The organism is Bacillus sp. MBGLi79, assembly GCF_002953915.1.
This window is the reverse complement of the sequence record NZ_CP026521.1, coordinates 536,228-553,950: the sequence shown is the minus strand read 5'-3', so window position 1 is coordinate 553,950 and position 17,723 is coordinate 536,228. Positions and strand designations below refer to the sequence as shown.

The 17,723-nt window shown below is 46.0% G+C and carries 16 protein-coding genes, 1 pseudogene and 1 riboswitch; of the genes and pseudogenes, 6 read left to right on the top strand and 11 right to left on the bottom strand.

Features of this window, described 5'->3' with window-relative positions; genetic code table 11:
• Nucleotides 1-58 precede the first annotated feature (58 nt).
• The 3 genes from dctP to dctS form a co-directional block, all read right to left on the bottom strand.
• Entirely contained in the window at nt 59-1,324 is a 1,266-nt protein-coding gene (gene dctP, locus C1T29_RS02855) for a C4-dicarboxylate transporter DctP (protein ID WP_095432095.1), read from the bottom strand.
• A 119-nt stretch (nt 1,325-1,443) separates the two neighbouring features.
• Complete coding sequence (dctR, locus tag C1T29_RS02850; RefSeq protein ID WP_069148986.1) at nt 1,444-2,124, bottom strand: two-component system response regulator DctR; 681 nt, start codon at nt 2,122-2,124, stop codon at nt 1,444-1,446.
• On the bottom strand, nt 2,114-3,721 hold the full coding sequence (gene dctS / locus C1T29_RS02845; protein WP_071581008.1) for a two-component system sensor histidine kinase DctS: 1,608 nt from the start codon (nt 3,719-3,721) through the stop codon (nt 2,114-2,116). The genes dctR and dctS overlap by 11 nt, the downstream gene beginning before the upstream one ends.
• Nucleotides 3,722-3,790: 69 nt before the next feature.
• Here dctS and dctB point away from each other — a divergent pair, with 69 nt between their 5' ends.
• On the top strand, nt 3,791-4,843 hold the full coding sequence (gene dctB / locus C1T29_RS02840; RefSeq protein ID WP_103749769.1) for a C4-dicarboxylate TRAP transporter substrate-binding protein DctB: 1,053 nt from the start codon (nt 3,791-3,793) through the stop codon (nt 4,841-4,843).
• A gap of 84 nt (nt 4,844-4,927) precedes the next feature.
• Nucleotides 4,928-5,749 (top strand): manganese catalase, encoded by an 822-nt coding sequence (locus C1T29_RS02835; RefSeq protein WP_103749770.1) that lies wholly within the window; start codon nt 4,928-4,930, stop codon nt 5,747-5,749.
• Between the two features lie 36 nt (nt 5,750-5,785).
• On the opposite strand, the gene C1T29_RS02830 is transcribed toward C1T29_RS02835, so the two are convergent.
• From C1T29_RS02830 to C1T29_RS02815, 4 genes and pseudogenes are all read right to left on the bottom strand, one after another.
• Nucleotides 5,786-6,145 carry a YdbC family protein gene (locus tag C1T29_RS02830; protein WP_095432098.1) on the bottom strand — a complete coding sequence of 120 codons (360 nt, stop codon included), beginning with the start codon at nt 6,143-6,145 and terminating at the stop codon, nt 5,786-5,788.
• Nucleotides 6,139-6,480 (bottom strand): cupin domain-containing protein, encoded by a 342-nt coding sequence (locus C1T29_RS02825; protein ID WP_069839905.1) that lies wholly within the window; start codon nt 6,478-6,480, stop codon nt 6,139-6,141. Before C1T29_RS02825 ends, C1T29_RS02830 begins: the two co-directional genes overlap by 7 nt.
• 133 nt (nt 6,481-6,613) lie before the next feature.
• Nucleotides 6,614-6,985, bottom strand: a pseudogene (gene gsiB, locus C1T29_RS02820) (glucose starvation-inducible protein GsiB).
• Between the two features lie 128 nt (nt 6,986-7,113).
• Nucleotides 7,114-7,932 (bottom strand): EcsC family protein, encoded by an 819-nt coding sequence (locus tag C1T29_RS02815; RefSeq protein WP_103749771.1) that lies wholly within the window; start codon nt 7,930-7,932, stop codon nt 7,114-7,116.
• A gap of 118 nt (nt 7,933-8,050) precedes the next feature.
• Here C1T29_RS02815 and C1T29_RS02810 point away from each other — a divergent pair, with 118 nt between their 5' ends.
• The 4 genes from C1T29_RS02810 to C1T29_RS02795 all read left to right on the top strand — a co-directional run bounded on the left by C1T29_RS02810 (nt 8,051) and on the right by C1T29_RS02795 (nt 10,719).
• Nucleotides 8,051-8,503, top strand: coding sequence for a DUF2188 domain-containing protein (locus tag C1T29_RS02810; RefSeq protein WP_103749772.1), 453 nt, complete (start codon nt 8,051-8,053; stop codon nt 8,501-8,503).
• 77 nt (nt 8,504-8,580) lie between these two features.
• Nucleotides 8,581-8,838 carry a GlsB/YeaQ/YmgE family stress response membrane protein gene (locus C1T29_RS02805; RefSeq protein ID WP_003246519.1) on the top strand — a complete coding sequence of 86 codons (258 nt, stop codon included), beginning with the start codon at nt 8,581-8,583 and terminating at the stop codon, nt 8,836-8,838.
• Between the two features lie 234 nt (nt 8,839-9,072).
• Nucleotides 9,073-10,350, top strand: coding sequence for an Nramp family divalent metal transporter (locus C1T29_RS02800; protein WP_071581013.1), 1,278 nt, complete (start codon nt 9,073-9,075; stop codon nt 10,348-10,350).
• A 102-nt stretch (nt 10,351-10,452) separates the two neighbouring features.
• The gene (locus tag C1T29_RS02795) at nt 10,453-10,719 is read left to right on the top strand and encodes a hypothetical protein (RefSeq protein WP_040084133.1); all 267 of its coding nucleotides are present in this window, start codon (nt 10,453-10,455) and stop codon (nt 10,717-10,719) included.
• Between the two features lie 294 nt (nt 10,720-11,013).
• Here C1T29_RS02795 and C1T29_RS02790 read toward each other — a convergent pair whose 3' ends face one another.
• The 4 genes from C1T29_RS02790 to C1T29_RS02775 all read right to left on the bottom strand — a co-directional run bounded on the left by C1T29_RS02790 (nt 11,014) and on the right by C1T29_RS02775 (nt 17,718).
• Nucleotides 11,014-12,738: a pyruvate oxidase gene (locus tag C1T29_RS02790; protein WP_103749774.1), complete on the bottom strand. Its 1,725-nt coding sequence runs from the start codon at nt 12,736-12,738 to the stop codon at nt 11,014-11,016.
• A gap of 66 nt (nt 12,739-12,804) precedes the next feature.
• Entirely contained in the window at nt 12,805-13,254 is a 450-nt protein-coding gene (locus C1T29_RS02785) for an NUDIX hydrolase (protein WP_103749864.1), read from the bottom strand.
• A 56-nt stretch (nt 13,255-13,310) separates the two neighbouring features.
• Complete coding sequence (gene kimA / locus C1T29_RS02780; RefSeq protein ID WP_103749775.1) at nt 13,311-15,134, bottom strand: potassium transporter KimA; 1,824 nt, start codon at nt 15,132-15,134, stop codon at nt 13,311-13,313.
• Nucleotides 15,135-15,327: 193 nt separating this feature from the next.
• Nucleotides 15,328-15,471: riboswitch (cyclic di-AMP (ydaO/yuaA leader) on the bottom strand.
• 135 nt (nt 15,472-15,606) lie between these two features.
• On the bottom strand, nt 15,607-17,718 hold the full coding sequence (locus C1T29_RS02775; RefSeq protein WP_103749776.1) for a cellulose biosynthesis cyclic di-GMP-binding regulatory protein BcsB: 2,112 nt from the start codon (nt 17,716-17,718) through the stop codon (nt 15,607-15,609).
• Nucleotides 17,719-17,723: the final 5 nt, after the last annotated feature.

Here is a 17,723-nt window from a genome sequence, read left to right as displayed (position 1 = left end):
TTACCTTAATAATTCTTAAACAATTAAAAAAACGGCCCATGAATGGGCCGTTCTTTTTTCAAACTGCTGTTTTCATTTTTTTCATGCCTTCAACAGCCTCTACTCTTTTTGCTTCATCAAATTCATTTTCGCTTTTTGCAACAATGATCGTGGCAATTCCGTTTCCGATCAGGTTCACAATGGCTCTTCCTTCACTCATGAAACGGTCGACACCAAGCAGGAGTGCAAGGCCCTCCAGCGGAATGACCTGAAGCGCTGACAGCGTTGAGGCAAGGACGATAAATCCGCTCCCCGTCACACCTGCCGCTCCCTTCGATGTCAGCATCAGCACGAGGATAATCGTAATTTGCTGGCCGATGCTGAGGTCTACTCCAAACACCTGTGCCAAAAAGACCGTCGCCATTGATAAATAAATGGATGTGCCGTCGAGGTTAAATGAATAGCCCGTCGGAATCACAAGCCCGACAACGGATTTGGAACAGCCGTAGCGCTCCATTTTATCCATCATACGCGGAAGCACCGATTCGGAAGAGCTTGTGCCAAGCACGATCAGAAGCTCATCTTTAATGAAGCGCAGGTAATTCCACAGGCTGAATCCGTAAAGCTTGCAGATGATATTTAAAGCAACAAATACGAACAGGAACATCGTAATATAAACAGACATCATTAAGCTTGCCAGCGGTTTGATGGAATCGAGACCGAAGTGCCCGATCGTATACGCCATCGCCCCAAATGCCCCGATTGGCGCAGCTCGCATAATGTAGCCGATAATTTTGAAAAAGACGTGAGAAACCTTGTCGAAGAAATCAATGACGCTTTTCCCTTTTTCACCTAATGCCGCAAGACCGACTCCGAAAAGAATAGAAAAGAATAAGACCTGCAAAATGTCCCCTTTTGCGAAGGCATCAACCATGTTGGACGGAACAATGTGTGTCACAAATTCAATCCAGTCGATTCCCTGACCGCCATTTTGCGTGTATTGTGATACATCTCCCTTTTCAAGCTTGCTGTAATCAAGACCCGCACCCGGCTTCATGATGTTGACGACAAATAAACCGATAATGAGTGCGAGGGTGGTGACAACCTCAAAATAGATAAACGCTTTTCCCCCTACTTTTCCAACCTTCTTCATATCGCCCATTTTTGCAATCCCGAGAACGATTGTGAAGAAAATGATTGGTGCGATCACCATTTTAACAGCGTTGATAAATGTATCGCCAAGCGGTTTCATTTCTTTGCCGACATCCGGCCAGACCAGCCCGACAATGACCCCGATGATGACCGCGGTTATGACCTGAACTGTTAAATTTTTAAACAGTTTCATCTCCTTCATCCCCCTGTCCTATTCGCCTTTGTGTCTTTCTTACTAGAATGATAGCGTTTTCATATAGTCTGGGGAAGTTTATGATCATAACGGACATTTTGGTCTTTTTGGTCACAGGTTTATCCTTTTAACACGTAGCGGTTGACCGGCCGGCCGACTCCGCCATATTGAACGTCCAATTTGATGATCCCGGTTTTTTCTAAGTAATCAAGATATCGTCTGGCTGTCACTCTGGCGATGCCGAGCGCCTTGGCGACCTCTTCCGCAGAAAGGGATGCGGTTTGCTGTTTCAAAAATGCAGTGACTTCATTCATCGTGAAGTGATTCAACCCTTTCGGCAGATCCTGTACGGCCTGCTGCGGAATATTCAGGATCGCATCGAGCTGTTCCTGGGACAGCGTATCATTCGCTTCGATTTTTTGTTTATATTGCTTGTACTTTTCGAGCGCCTGTCTCATTCGCTCAAGCTTAAACGGCTTTAAGATATAGTCAACCGCCCCGTTTTGCAGCATAAGAGAGATCGTTTCCTTGTCTTTTGCAGCGGAGACGACAATGACATCCACTTCAAGCTTTTGCTTTCTGATCTCCTGCAAAGTCTTGATGCCGTCTTTTTTCGGCATGTACACATCGAGAATGACGAGATCGGGCTGTTCTTCTTTAATCAGCTTAATGCCTTCCTCTCCGTTTCCTGCTGTTGCACAGACAGTAAAGCCTTTAACAGTTGTAATAAAATCCTTATTGACCTCTTGAACCATCGGATCGTCTTCAATGAGCAGAACTTTCCATTCTTTACGAGCCATGCTGTGCTTCCTCCCCCTTCATTGGAAAAACGATAGAAAAAGATGTCCCCTGCCCCGCATGTGAATCAACTTCTATCGTGCCCGATCCTTTGTCTATGATTTGTTTCACTAAATACAGGCCATAGCCTGTGCCGCCTGTTTTATTGACTGTAAAACCTTTGTCATAAAGGTGCGGCATATGTGCCTGTTCAATCCCGCAGCCGTTATCTTCTATTAAAATAGCAAGGATATCATCCGTTTGTTCGATACTAATGTCAATTCGTTTGTCATCAGATTGAACGGTTTCAAATGAACCGAAGGCATTTTCAATCAGATTCCCCAAAAGCACGACGATATCATGCTGATCAACATGCTCGGGAAATTGCTGAAGACTGCTGTTTTCATCTATATGAACAGCAATGCCGAGCTCCCTTCCCCTTCTGATTTTACTTAATAGAAGGCCGGCCGCAGCGTCATTTTGAATCGAGCGGTGCAAAAATTCAGTCACATTTTCCTGCTCAGTTGATGCCTGGAATGCAAGCTGCAAGGCTTTTTCAGACTTCCCCAGCTGGATGAGACCGGCGATCGTGTGCAGCTTATTCATATGCTCGTGATTTTGGACACGGAGCGCCTCCACAAAGTTTCTGACACCAGTCAATTCCTCTGCCATCTTGGCTGCTTCCGTTCTGTCCTGAAAAATCGCGACGGCGCCGATCACTTTTTTCTTCATGACGATCGGAATTCTGCTGCTCATGATCACCTTACCGCTAACACGAATTTCTTCATTATAAACCGCTTTGTTTCGCTCCACGATTTCGGGCAGGCGCGAATCCTTGAGAACCTCCCAGATCACCTTGCCGATCAGATCCCCCTGCACTTCAAAGATCTGTTTCGCTTTTTCATTGAAAATCGTAATGATGAGACGGTTGTCAATGGCGATCACCCCTTCATTCATTGAGTGAAACGTCGCCGTCCGCTCTTCATACATTCGGACAATCTCATGTGGCTCAAGCTGAAACATTTGTTTTTTGATATGACGGGCAAGCAAAAAGGAACCCGCAAGCCCGAAGCCGAGTGTCAGCACAACGATGAATGCGATATCACGCTTTAAATGAAGCAGGATGTCAGCAATCCCCGGCAGTGTTTTTCCGACAAGCACAACGCCAATTTGGTTGAGGTCGTGATCCTTAACCGGATAAAAAGCGCGAACCGCCGTGCCGATCTCACCCTTTGCTTCAGAGAAATAAATGTGCTCCGCAAACGCCGCCTCCTCGTCTGCTCCCTCTGATTTCTTGCCGATGCTAGTGCTGACAGGATGCGTATATCGGATGTGATTCATATCCATGACGACAATATAGTCTGCTTCATTAATCATCCTGATTTCTTCAACCGCATGGCGAACCGCTTCTGTTCGTTTTTTTTGCGCCAAAGCTTCTTTTACTTCTGTCATCTCTGACACCGTCCGGGCCGTATTCATCAGCCGCTTTTTCAGCTCCCGCTCCTCTGTATGCTGAATGTTGCCGATGAGCACAATGCCGCCGATCAAAAAGGAGAAAATGACGAGTATATAGGATAAGATCGTGATTTTCCAACGGATTGAGAGCTTCTTTTTGTTCATCAGCTTCTCCTTTCAGGTCTTTACGAATGTCATTGCCCCCATTATCCTTAACATAGGGGAGGGCTTTTCATGAAGAGTTTGCTTGCATGTCTCGCGCTGATGATCGCTGGAATTGCAACCGCTTTATTTATCGGATTCCATGATCATACCGGCAATAAAGAGATTGTTTATGATGACGACCAGGAAGGCTTGCAGGATCAAATCGTCTTTAAATTCAGCCACGTGGTTGCTGAAAATACGCCAAAAGGGCTGGCCGCCAATAAATTCGCTGATTTGGTGAACGAAAAATCAGGCGGGAAAATAAAAATTGAAGTATTTCCGAATGGAAGCCTGTACTCGGACATTGAAGAAATCGAAGCATTGCAAAACGGCGATGTTCAATTTATCGCCCCCTCCACATCGAAGCTCGGCATGCTCTCGCCTGAATGGGGAGTGCTGGATCTGCCGTATGCTTTTACAAATTACAATGCCGCCAAAAAAGGGCTGAACGGAAGCATCGGCACACAGCTGTTTGATTCTCTAAAGAAAAACCAATTAAAAGGACTGGCCTATTGGACAAACGGCTTTAAACAAATCACGACAAATCAAGGGCCGGTCAAAACACCGGATGATTTAAAAGGGCAGGACCTGCGCATTATGCAAAGCGATGTGATAGAGGATCAGTTCAAGCTGCTTGGCGCAATACCCCATCAGGAATCCTTCAATTCTACCTTTCAGCTGCTAGAAAACAATGTAGTTGATGGTGAAGAAAATACAATCTCAAACATCTATTCTAAAAAATTTTATAATGTTCAGGACTATTTGACAATAAGCAGCCACGGTTACCTCGGCTACGCTGTCATGACTGATGAGCACTTCTGGCAGGCGCAAACACCAGAAACAAGACGCATTTTGACTGAAGCGATGAAGGAGACGACAGAGTGGAATGAAACGTATGCCGAACAAATGAACAAGGAGCAGCTGGAGGAAATCAAAAAGAATTCTGCTATACATATTTATGAGCTGTCAGATAAAGAGAAAAAAGAATGGATGAAGCGTCTTGATCCTGTTTACCGGCAGTACGAGCCAATCTTTGGCCGAAAGCTGATCAAGGAACTGTTGGAGCTGCGAAAAGATTCATAGTTCCCATCTCGATACGCTGGTTTTCGTTTATCTTTCAAACGAGCGGAAATATAAAAAGAGATAAATGAAAAAGGAGATGGGTACATGTTTAAGCACACAAAAATGCTGCAGCATCCTGCTAAACCAGATCGTCCAGATCCATTATTCGCTAAAAAAATGCAAGAAATTTTAGGCGGGCAATTCGGAGAAATTTCAGTTGCCATGCAGTACTTATTTCAAGGCTGGAACACAAGAGGAAATGAAAAATACAAGGATTTGCTGATGGATACGGCAACCGAGGAGCTCGGGCATGTTGAAATAATCGCAACGATGATCGCCAGACTTCTTGAGGACGCCCCTCTTGATCAGCAGGAAAAAGCCGCTGAAGATCCGGTCATCGGCTCCATCCTGGGCGGCATGAACCCTCACCATGCCATTGTATCAGGACTTGGCGCCATGCCGGAAAGCAGTACAGGCGTACCTTGGAGCGGCGGTTATATCGTAGCAAGCGGAAACCTGCTGGCAGACTTCCGCGCCAACCTGAATGCGGAATCACAGGGCCGTCTGCAGGTCGCGCGCCTGTTTGAAATGACGGATGACAAAGGCGTCAAAGATATGCTCAGCTTCCTGCTGGCGCGTGACACGATGCACCAAAATCAATGGCTCGCCGCCATTAAAGAATTAGAAGCACAGGAAGGTCCGGTTGTGCCGGGCACATTCCCGAAGGCGCTCGAAAAACAAGAGTTCTCACATCAGCTTATCAATTTCTCTGAAGGCGAAGAAAGCGCCAAGCAAAACTGGCTGAATGAAAAAGCGCCTGATGGAGAAGCCTTTGAATATGTGAAAGAAGCAAAAACGTTTGGAGAAAAACCGGAGTTAAAACCAGCACCGCCTTTTGTTCATAATACACTTCCGGGACGCGAGTAAAGACACAAGCCCAAAACCTGATGTTTTGGGCTTTGATTATGCCTTCAGAACCGTCCAGTCTGGTTCGTATTGGATGTCTGGGTTATGTAACAAATCGTGAACGAACGGTTTATCCTCTTCGTACAGCGTCACCTCTATCGAAAGAATCACAGCCTTCTGTTCGTTTTCCTCGTATATGCTGTCATGTTCGTTCTCCATAAAATAATCATAGGCGGCTCTGTTTTCCCATACACTGATGATTTCTGCGGTGAGCGGCCCGTCTATCGTTTTTCGCCAGCCGCCGGCCTGTTTGATGAAGCCATTTACATGTGATAGTGCTTCCCACTCTGACTGCGCTTTTGCAAATGCTTCAGCATTTGCAGTGTCTACTTCACATACAATCCTTTTGATCAGCATGGCAACTCTTCTATGATGACGGTTTTGGCTTGTTTATGCTCGACACAGAGATTCACCGTTCTGACGTAAGAGCGTGTGCGGTGAACCGTGCCTTTCGGGATAAGGAGGCTGTCATTTGCTTTGAGCACCGCGGTTTCTTTGTCCTTAAAGTCGATCAACAGCTCACCTTCAAGAACAATAAACAATTCGTCTGAGTCAGGGTGATGGTGCCAGTCATATTCTCCTGTAAACACCGCAAGGCGCACGCAGTGGTCGTTGACCTCTGAAATTGAAAAATTGGCGTGTTTTTCTTTGACTTCGTTTGCGATGGCGAGCAAATTTTGCATTTCGGACATTAGCGAAAACCCCTTTTTCACTTATTGTATCGCAATTGTCGCATAAATTGAGAAAATTCCCGAAATAAAAAGCGATCCAGCTGATGTGCCGGATCGCTTTTTATTTACAGGTTGTCTGCCTTTATGCTTTTGATTAGTCGTTGTTGCGGGCGTTTCCGCCTTTTGAGCCGATTTCTTGGTAGAATTCTTTATCATGATTTTTGCTTGTAGCCTCTCCGCCTTTACGGCCGATTTCTTGATAGAATTCTTTATCATGATTTTCGCTAGTGGCTTCTCCGCCTTTTTCACCGATTTCTTGATAGAACTCTTTGTCATGGTTTTGGCTTGTGGCTTCTCCGCCTTTTTAGCCAATTTCTTGATAGAATTCTTTGTCATGATTTTCGCTAGTGGCTTCTCCGCCTTTTTTCCCAATCTCTTGATAGAATTCTTTGTCATGGTTCTTGCTTGTTGTTTCTCCGCCTTTTCTACCTGCTTCTTCTCTGCTCATTTTGTTATTGTCTGCCATTTTGAATTCCTCCTTTAATTGGTGTTGGTTGTTGTATTCCCGCTATCAATTCTTTTAAACAAACAAAACACATTGGGTGTGTTTTCAATAAAAAAAGCAGGCGGATCGCGGTGTCCGTCTGCTTTCTGCTATTCCATCTCTCGTTCTGTTTCTTTCAGTCGTTCAAGAATGCGCCTCTTTTTGTACAGCATCATGCCTGTCTCGGTAATGTCGTTTAATGTTGAGCGATTGGCAGCGGCGCCAAAAACCATTCCGGCGACCGGCACCAGCTGGAAAAGCTTTTTCCAGCCAAACGTGTCCCGATAACCTAAAACGACTTCTCGCCAGCCTTGGATTTGAGATGCGACATTCTTATATGTACGGTCTTGATCGTAGTATTTTAATTCTTGCAAAATCGATCTTTTGCCGACAACATCAGCCGACGTCAGCTGCAAACATTTCACAATGAAGACGCGTTCTTTTTTCTCCTTTGGGTCATAGCCGTATGCAACTGCGATATCCTGTAATGTTTTTAGTGATAAGCCAAGCACTGCCGGAATGTCTGCCGCCAGTGTAAACACACCGCCCACACCGGTTGTCGCGCCTTGAACGGTTGCTGCGTTGATTCTGTTTTTGCCCATTCCTTCCGCAATTTCATCCATGACAGGAAGAGGCGCTTTCCGGACGTCCTCCAGCGATTCAAAGATCTCCTCCGGCAGTTTCTTTTGAAACATCCTGATAATCTGTTTTTCAGATGTCAGGTACTGTCCTCCTGTTTGAACAAAGCTGCCGATCTCATCCAAGAGCTTGCCGATCTTTTTCTGAATGAATTCAGGTGTCAGCTTGTCCAGCAGCTGAAACGGGAGACGGCCGAGCTTTTCCCAAAACCAGACTTTTTGCTGAGCTTTTTCCCATTTTTCTATCTCTTTTAATTGCTGGTGTAAGTCTTCTTTTCGTTCTGTTGTCACTCAACCCGCACTTCCCTTCCGTTTTTTCTACTATATAGTATACCTTCATTTGTTCAGATGCGTTTTTATTTTTCACCTGCGGGTACCATTTTTATAAAAGAAAAAGGAGTGATGGGACATGCCATGGTCGATGAAGGATTATCCCGCTTCATTAAAAAACCTTGAGAAGCCGGTCAAGAAAAAAGCAATTGAGATTGCGAATGCGATGATTGATGAGGGCTATGAGGACGGACGTGCGATCCCGATCGCGACAAGCAAAGCGAAGGAATGGGCGGAAAACGCCTCTACAGATGAAATTGATGATTTCCTTAAACATGATGACGAGACAGAACGCGATGATGGTTCCAACAGCGGCGGAGACCCAGAACTCATGGATAAAGCAGAGCATGTCATCAAGCATAAAAACGGCTGGGCAGTCAAAGCCGAGGGAGCCCAACGCGCGTCTGACATCAAGGATACAAAGAGAGAAGCGATTGAACGGGCAAAGGAAATCGCTGCGCATAAAGGCACTGAGGTCGTTGTCCATTTGGCTGACGGCAGTGTGCAGAGAACGATCAAAACGGGATCATAAAGCGATGTGCTTTTAGGTGTTTCGAAATAATCAGGAGCGGTTATTGATTGGTAAATCATTTATGAGAGGTGATTATGATGCTTAGCTTTTTGGTTTCATTAGTTGTTGCTATTGTTATCGGATTAATTGGGAGCGCCATTGTAGGAAACCGGCTGCCGGGAGGAATTTTCGGCTCTATGATTGCCGGGCTGATCGGCGCTTGGATTGGGCACGGACTTCTTGGCACATGGGGACCGAGCCTCGCCGGCTTTGCTATTTTCCCGGCCATCATCGGGGCAGCCATCTTCGTGTTCTTGCTGGGCCTTATATTCCGCGGGCTGCGGAAGGAAGCCTAGACTCGACTCATTAGATACAGGAGGCATCGTTTCGAACTGAAACGATGTCTTTTTATATGGGACCTTATCCCGAATCCCTACATATCATGTTACATAACAGGGAAAAATTCAGGAATGTATTTTGAACATTTTCGGTTGACAAGAAACCGGGATGGTCATATGATGTAGATAAAATAATTTGCCTTAAGGAAACTCTTTGTTGTACGGCAAAAACAAACAGAATTCAGGTGAGACATGATGAACAAGGACATCACAGCACAATCTCCCCGTTCCAAAGCCGTCCAAGATGCGCTTGACGGGAAAATCAGAGGATTCAGAGGGCTGCTCCCTTTTCTTGGCCCTGCATTTATAGCAGCCATCGCCTATATTGATCCCGGCAACTTCGCAACGAATATCTCGGCGGGTTCTAAATACGGATATATGCTCTTATGGGTGATATTATTTTCCAATATCATGGCGCTTTTAATTCAATCCCTATCCGCCAAACTTGGGATTGCGACAGGCAAAAATCTGCCTGAGGTTGCCCGTGAAGAATTCCCGAAGCCTGTCTCGATCGGATTATGGATTCAGGGCGAGCTTGTCATTATCGCAACTGATTTGGCGGAATTTATCGGAGCGGCTCTGGGACTGTATTTGCTGTTCGGCATTCCGATGCTTGAAGCGTCTATTATAGCGGCGATCGGTTCTTTCGCGATCTTGGAGCTTCAGCGCCGCGGTTATCGCTCACTTGAAGCCGGCATTGCCGGTATGCTGTTTGTGGTCGTGATCGCCTTTGCACTGCAGACCTTTTTCGCAAAGCCTGATGCCGTGTCAGTGATGAAGGGCCTCTTTGTCCCGGCGTTTCATGGCACTGACAGTGTGCTTCTTGCAGCTGGTATTCTCGGCGCAACTGTTATGCCGCACGCCATTTATTTGCACTCTGCCCTTACACAGCGGCGGGTGGTCGGCAAAACGGATGCAGAACGGAAAAAAATCTTCAGATTTGAATTTATTGATATTTTAATAGCGATGCTGATTGCAGGAGCTATTAATGCAAGTATGCTGATTGTGGCTGCTGCATTATTCTACAAAAACGGCCTGTTTGTTGAGGACCTTGATGTCGCGTTTCAGCAATTCGGACATCTTGTCAGCCCTATGTCTGCGGCTTTATTCGGAATTGGGCTGCTCGTTGCCGGGCTATCCAGTTCGTCTGTCGGCACACTTTCAGGCGACGTGATTATGCAAGGATTTATCAACTACCGCATCCCGCTGTATGTACGGCGGTTTATCACGATCATTCCGCCGATCTTGATCATCGCGTCTGGCGTAAATCCGACGACCGCTCTCGTCTTGAGCCAGGTCGTGCTGTCTTTCGGGATCGCCTTTGCCCTCATTCCGCTGATTCTGTTTACAAGCAATAAACGGATCATGGGATCTCTGATCAACGCCAAATGGGTCACAGTGGTGTCTTGGCTGATTGCAGTATTGATCGTCGCTTTGAATGTGTTTTTAATTGTAGATACGTTTCGATAAAAAAACCGGCTGCAAAGCCGGTTTTTTATTTTTGGCAAAAGCTCATTGATACCCTTTTTGACAGAAATTTGTTATGATAGAAGAAAAATCGGAGTTTTGATGATGTCAGTATTTATTCTGTTTTATTTGTGGATTGTTCCTATTGTTATCGGCATTATATGTTCTGTCGCTGCCTATAAATCCAAAGGGAAAATGAGAATAGCGCCCGGCATGGCCATGATCATGTTCAGTATCATTTCCTTGATCACCGCGTTTACAGCCGGACACACGAATTTTCACGTGTTTATCGGCGGCATGTTTTTATTCGGCACCTTCTTGGTCGGTTCTGCTTTTCCTTTCTTTTTCGGGCTGAAGAAAAAAGAGAAATAACCCTATACTGAGAAGAGCTCTGCAAGATTTGATAAGAATAAACAAATGAAACATACAAGGACAAATGCGCTGGTCTTTTTGCTTTGAAAGAAGGTGCATTTGTCCTTTTGCCCGTTCTGAGCATGGCGAAAATCGTGATATGACGCATAGATCATTCCTGCAGATCCTAATACATACAACAATAATTTTATAAACTCAAACATGTAATCCTCCTCATACCAATATAATACAAGGATAACCCGAAATACATTTGTTTCCAACACAAAAAAAGAGGCCTCTAAAAGGGCCTCTTTTTTAGAATAACCGTTTCAAACTTTTCTTCAGTGACGGCATTTCGATTTTTTGGTTTTCGAAGAAGTTTTTCAGCATGTACTTGCTGAAGCCTTTTGCCTGCCCGTAGGTGATTTTGCCAGGCAGCGGCGGTTCGTTCCCAATCATGACATCCACAACGACCGGTTGGTCAGAGTGCAGCGCCTCATGGAAAGCCGGCGCAAGCTCTTCCGCTTTGGTCACTTTGATGCCTTTTGCTCCGCAGCTTTCTGCAAATGCGGCATAGTCGACATTTTGGAGTTGCGTGACATAATCGATATTGCCTTTGACCTGCTGCTCATATTCGATCATGCCGAGATTTTCGTTGTTTAAAATGACGACAGTGATCGGGAGCTTATATTTGACGGCTGTCGGAAGATCCTGCATGACCATGGAAAATCCCCCGTCACCGCAAACAGCGATCGCCTGGCGTTCCGGTTCGGACAAGCTTGCTGCGATCGCTCCCGGCAGGCCGCAGCCCATTGTCGCAAGCCAGCTTGAAACGATGAAATCCTGTTTCGCGTTCATTTTGAAATGACGCGCCATCCAAACTGTCACAGTGCCGACATCTACAGAGAGCACCGCATCATCAGCAGCCGCTTCCTGAAGACGTGCCACGACCTGCTGGGGTTTAAGCGGTGTTGTTGCCTCTGTCTCATCTTTTTCAATTTCGTTCCACCAATGCTGCATATGTTCTGTGCAGGCATTCAGGAATCTTCTGTCTTCCTTGCGTTCAATATACTCTGTCAATTCGTGCAGGCCGAGAGCCGAATCGCAGACAAGGCCCGCTGTCACCGGATAGCGTTTTCCGATTTTCGCCGGGTCTGAATCGAGCTGGATGGCCGGTGTATCATCTGGCAAATAATCGCGGTACGGGAATGACGTTCCGAGCATGATTAATAAATCACATTCCTCCATTGCCTCGTAAGCCGGCTTTGTGCCAATTTGTCCGAGGTTGCCGAGAAAATGCGGGTGCTTATCGGGAACGACGCCTTTTGCCGGTAGTGTGACTACGATCGGAGCGGCGGCTTTGTCCGCAAATTCTAAGAGCTCCCGTTTCGCCTTTTTCATTCCCTGCCCCGCCAAGATAATCGGCTTCTTAGCATTATTAATATATTGCGCGCAGGTGACGAGCTGTTCTTTTTTCGGTTCAAGGTTCCCTTCAATATACACTGGTGAAGTATACACGGGCTCGCGTTTGATTTTCTCCGCAAACAGATCATCTGACACGCTCAATACCGCAACGCCTTTTTTGCTGTAGGCGGTGCGGATCGCCTGATTCAAGAGATCCGGCAGTGTTTCCGCGCTATGTACCTCTCTGTTGAACACAGCCACGTCCTCAAACATTTGCTCCAGCTTGATCTCCTGGAAATAATCCCGTCCGACTTCACCTGATGAAACCTGTCCTGCAATGGCCAGCACAGGGGCGCCGTCCGCTTTTGCATCATATAAACCATTTAATAAGTGCACCGCTCCCGGCCCAGCGATCGACAGACAGACTCCGATCTTGCCGGTGAGTTTTGCTTCAGCTGCGGCTGCCAGTGCTGCCACCTCTTCATGGCGGGTTTGAATGAATTTCAGTTGATTTCTTTCGTGTCTTAATTCCTCAATAAACTCATTTATACTATCTCCGGGGATGCCGTAAACATGATCAACTCCCCATTGTTCAAGCAGCTCTGTCATTGCTTGTCCTGCAGTTTTGTGTGCCATAACGTATCCTCCTTTTTCCTTTTTTCAATACCACAGGAGAAAGGCTTTAAAACCCGGAGACCTAAATCACTTGCCCAGTCTTCTTTTCAACAGATCGATCGCCGCAAGCATGCCGACGTCCTTGAGGGTGATGGTTGCATCTAAGGCGCCATTCACGTAATCTTTGATTTGCCGTTTTCGGTTCGGCACCATAAAAAGCGGCAAACGCCGCGGAGAAAACCACTTTAATCGTGCTGTCTCTGTGCCGTCCGCTATTGCTTGTCCGCCTGTTATGCTTCCGAAAAACACATGCTGTTCATCTAGAAACTTTGGCCTTTGATAGACACCTATTTTCGCGGAAAGCGCTGTATTGTATCCCGTCTCTTCCAATACCTCACGTACCGCCGCTGCCTCAACCGATTCCCCGGAATCAATCCTGCCGCCCGGCAGATCCCATAAAGGGACATCTTTTCGTTTGACCAATAGAATCTGCTGATTTTCGTTCAGTACGATTACAAAAGCACCTTGAGTATACACCGCCATTCCTCTCTTTCCCGCAAAAAAGACCAAGGTGATTCCCTTGGTCCTAGACTTTACTTTTTAAAATGATACGGCAGTGTGGCAACCATTATGTCCTTTTTCCAGAACAGCCGGACTCTGAGGAGGAAGGCCGATTGATTGTGAAGGATGGTGTGCCAGCGTTTTTTCGTTATAAATTGCGGAAACAGCACCATGACAGAAAACTGCTCCTTCTTCGCTTTTGCCTCAACTGTTTCTAAAAATTTATCAAACGGATGAACAAGGCTTCTGTACGAGGAGTGAAGGGTAACGAGACGCACTCCATTATTGAGCTCTTCCCAGCGTTTTTCGACTTTCTTTTCCTGGTCTCTGTCAAATGACACGTGAACGGCGATCACCTGATCGGACAGTGATTTCGCATAGTGAATCGATTTTTGCACGACGGTGGTGACACCTGCTACAGGCACAATCACAACGGTGCCTTTGATTTCTTCCGGCTCTTTGTCTACGATGCGAAGCTGTTCACCAACCGCTGTGTAGTGATTTTTAATCGCAAAAAACAGCAAAACGACGATAGGCATAAAGATTAACACAGGCCATACGACATTAAACTTTGTCACAAAAAGGATAGATAGAACCATAAATGAAATCAGAGCGCCGCAGGAGTTGATCAGCATTTTTCCGATCCAGCCTTTTGGTTTTTGCTTGATCCATTTTATGCACATGCCGGTTTGTGAAAACGTAAATGGAATAAATACGCCCACAGCATATAACGGGATTAAGTGCTCCGTCTGTCCTCCGAATAAGATAATGAGAATAATGGAGGCAAAGCCTAAAAAGATAATCCCATTTGAGAAGCCTAAGCGGTCACCCCGAACTGTAAACATTCGCGGCATATACTGGTCTCTCGCCAGGTTGAAGGCAAGCTGCGGGAAGGCTGAAAATCCCGTATTTGCCGCAAGGACCAAAATAAGCGATGTGACACCTTGGATGACATAGTAGAACACATTCCGCCCGAAGGTTTCGGACGCAATTTGTGAAACCACTGTTTCATCGGGCTTAGGCGCCGTTCCATATCCGTATGCGAGCACCGTGATGCCGGAAAACAGAATCGCCAGCAAAATCCCCATCATCGCAAGCGTTCTTGCCGCGTTTCGCGCAGGCGGATTTTTGAAAGCAGGAATGGCGTTAGAAATGGCCTCAACTCCGGTCAACGCTGAGCATCCGGAGGAAAAAGCCTTAAGCAGCAAAAACAGCGTAATGCCGGCTACAGGTGTGCCAAGCGGTGTATGATGAACCGGCTGGTCTATTTGTCCTGTCATGAGCTTGAACAACCCGACTGCAATGAGAACCAATAGCGCCACCACAAACAGATAAACCGGGTAGGCAAGAATGGATGCCGATTCCGAAAGCCCGCGCAGGTTCAAAATCATAATCACTAACACGAGAAAAATAGCGATCGGCACATGATAATCATGCAATGCAGGAAAGGCCGACGTGATGGCGTCCGTGCCTGCGGAAATACTTACCGCTACCGTTAAAATATAATCGACAAGCAATGAACCGCCCGCGATCAACCCCGGCTTTTCGCCGAGGTTTTCTTTCGAAACAACATAAGCCCCGCCGCCCTGCGGATAAGCGTAAATAATTTGCCTGTATGAAAGAATCAGTGCGAGCAGTAATATGAGAACGCCGACCGCAATCGGAATGGAGTACCAAAATGCGGCAGCACTGATTGTTGCTAAAATGATTAAAATTTGCTCTGTCCCATATGCGACAGATGACAGCGCATCTGAGGAAAGCATTGCCAAGGCTTTTAATTTCGTCAGTTTTTGCTCTCCCGCTGCTTGAGATTTTAGTGGTTTCCCAATCAAAAAACGTTTGATTGAATGATACATCGATGTCTTCCCCTTTTAATTTCTCATTTTTCAATTAAAACAATAAAACATCAGTGTCTTGCTCTCACATTTTGCAATAGTCCTTTCTGCTATGATGTCTCTGTATGCGATTTACATTCCTAAAAATGAACGGCAAAAAACACAGAGGCAAACGGATGCCCCTGTGCCATAACATCGAACACAGGTTTCATTCATCTCCTCTCACGAACGCTTACGAGGTTAGCTGACGGATTCGGGCATATGAGAGTTAGCCCTACCTAAAAAGGATTCACCCCAACGGCAAAAAGCCATTCTAATGGGTCCCCCGCTCTGATTTCAGATTAAGCGATTTGTTTTCTAAAAGAGATCATACTCCCGTTCCCACACGTTGTAAAGAGGCTTATTGGCCGGGCGGAAAAAATAAAATGATAGGTTCCACAAATGGAATTTACATACCAAAAATAAAAAAACAGAGGCAATCTAGCCTCTGTTTTTATTCTGTATCTGTCTTTCTTTTTCTTCGTCTTACGGCAACCCAAATGAACACTGCCGCAATCACCATAATAAGTGCCAGCACACCAATATACATCCATTTCTGGCTATGATCCTGTGTTGGTTGTTCTGCGCCGGAGCTGATTGTCTCTGATTTGAGCTGCTGGTGGTTTGTAAACACCTGCTGGCTATTTGTTTCATTAAGGACAGTTGCCGAATCATCGTTGCTGTTCAGATAATTGATGATCTCTTTCGTGACAGCCGTGCCTTCTCCTTTTGCCGGTGCAAATACAGCCATTGTATAGTGTGAATCCCAAGGCGATGCTTGGGTAAATACCACTTGTTTTGTCGTCTCATTCAGCATCTCGAAACCAGATACATCAAACGAGCCGTTTTTTGCCTGCGGCACAAGCAGGTCTGATGATTTCTCCTTCAGAAGAGAAAAATGATTGATCCCTCCTATAAAAATGAGGTTTCGGCCTTTCGCATCGTTTGCTGTAACGTCAGATGATTTCTTTACCGTGTATGAATGCTGTGCTTCGCTGCCAAAGGATTCTGTTACGAGAGAAAGCTCCTCAAGCTTCGATTGGCTTACGGTGTCAGGAAGCACGATTACCGTTGTTTGATCCTGATTTCCGGCGTAAGGAAGCGGCCACTCTTGAAAATCCGCTGACGGGGACATCCCTTTGATGGCGTATGATAATGTACTGCTTTTATCAATAAAGACCCACTTTTCTTCATCAGTCGTGTTGCAAGGGTTGTTTTCCTTTAACCCGGTTGTGACGAACTGAATATCAATGTAGCGGTTTTTTTGCAGCAGCTTAGGGTCCACTTTCACCGTAACATGATAGAATCCGTTTTTATCTTCTTTTCCTAAGTCATCAAGCCGGACCGAGTGCGGCTGGCCGTTGATCATCACTTTCAGCTCTGAAGCCTGAGAAGCCGATTCACTTTCGTCCGTTGAAGCTTGAATCGTTTCAGACTTTTTCAGTTTAAGCGACAGCTTCGCTGATTGGTTTTCATCTAAAATCGCCGAAGCCGGATAAAAATAATGTGCTGAAGATGTTTTGTCGGCTCCAATTGTGATATCGCCCGCTCCAAAATTCTCGAGGGTCAGCTTATCGCTTTCTTTTTTTTCAGTCTGCTTAAGCTTGCTGATTGAAAGTGTATCGCCGCTGAGCTGGCCTGTGTATGTCTGATCTGTCATCACGCTGATTTTTTTAGCGAGCACGTCCTCGGATGCCGCTTGCGCAAACAGAACCGGCTGCTGCTTGCCCTCTGCTTTCAGCACCCGCTCAGCAAGCAGAAGTTCTTCTCCTTTTGCCTGTAAGCCGGCTTGTTTCATCAGTTTTTTCACTTTGCCGTTCCAATGCTTGTCCACTCCGATAACAATCGTCGGCTTATCGATTTTTTTCAGCTCAGATTCTGTGACATACGCAATCCTGACACTGCTGTCCACCGTTTTCAAATAGCCTTCTGTTTTAACCGCAGCTTCAATTTCCGCCGAACTTGGGTCATCCGGAATGACGAGGGCGGTTTCTTCGGTTGTGTTTCCAGATTGGGCGAATGGGTACGGATAATGGTCCAGCGACGTTCCTTTCGCTTCACCGCTTTCAGCAAGTGTCAGCCGGCTGTCCGGATAAATTTTGATCCAGTTGCCAGACGTATCCTGTCTGACACACACGCCCTCTTTCATTACGCCGTAAAATTTCAGCGATACGTTGTGATAACCTTGCGCTGACTGGTTTTTATTCAGATTCAGCTTCACTGTTTTCCGCTTGGAATCACCATCAAGCTTTAACGTTTTGACTGGTTCATCATCAATGACAGCCGTTAACGATGAAGGAGAAATTAAAAGATTTGATGCTTCGTATTCAATGACCAATTGCTGATTGCCTGAAGAGGCGCCTGCCGGGATCTGATACGTCAACTCCGCGCTGTCTTTTGATCCATACAGTGTAATCAGCTCGCTTGTCAGCACCTGCTGTTTGGCTTGTTCTTGGCTGCTTTTCCCAAGAAGCGAATCGCTGACCTGTACATCCTTGGCAAGAGCCGGTTGTCCAGCCATCGCCAGCAGCATGAAGCTTGTGAGAAAAATCATTATTTGTTTCAAAAAGG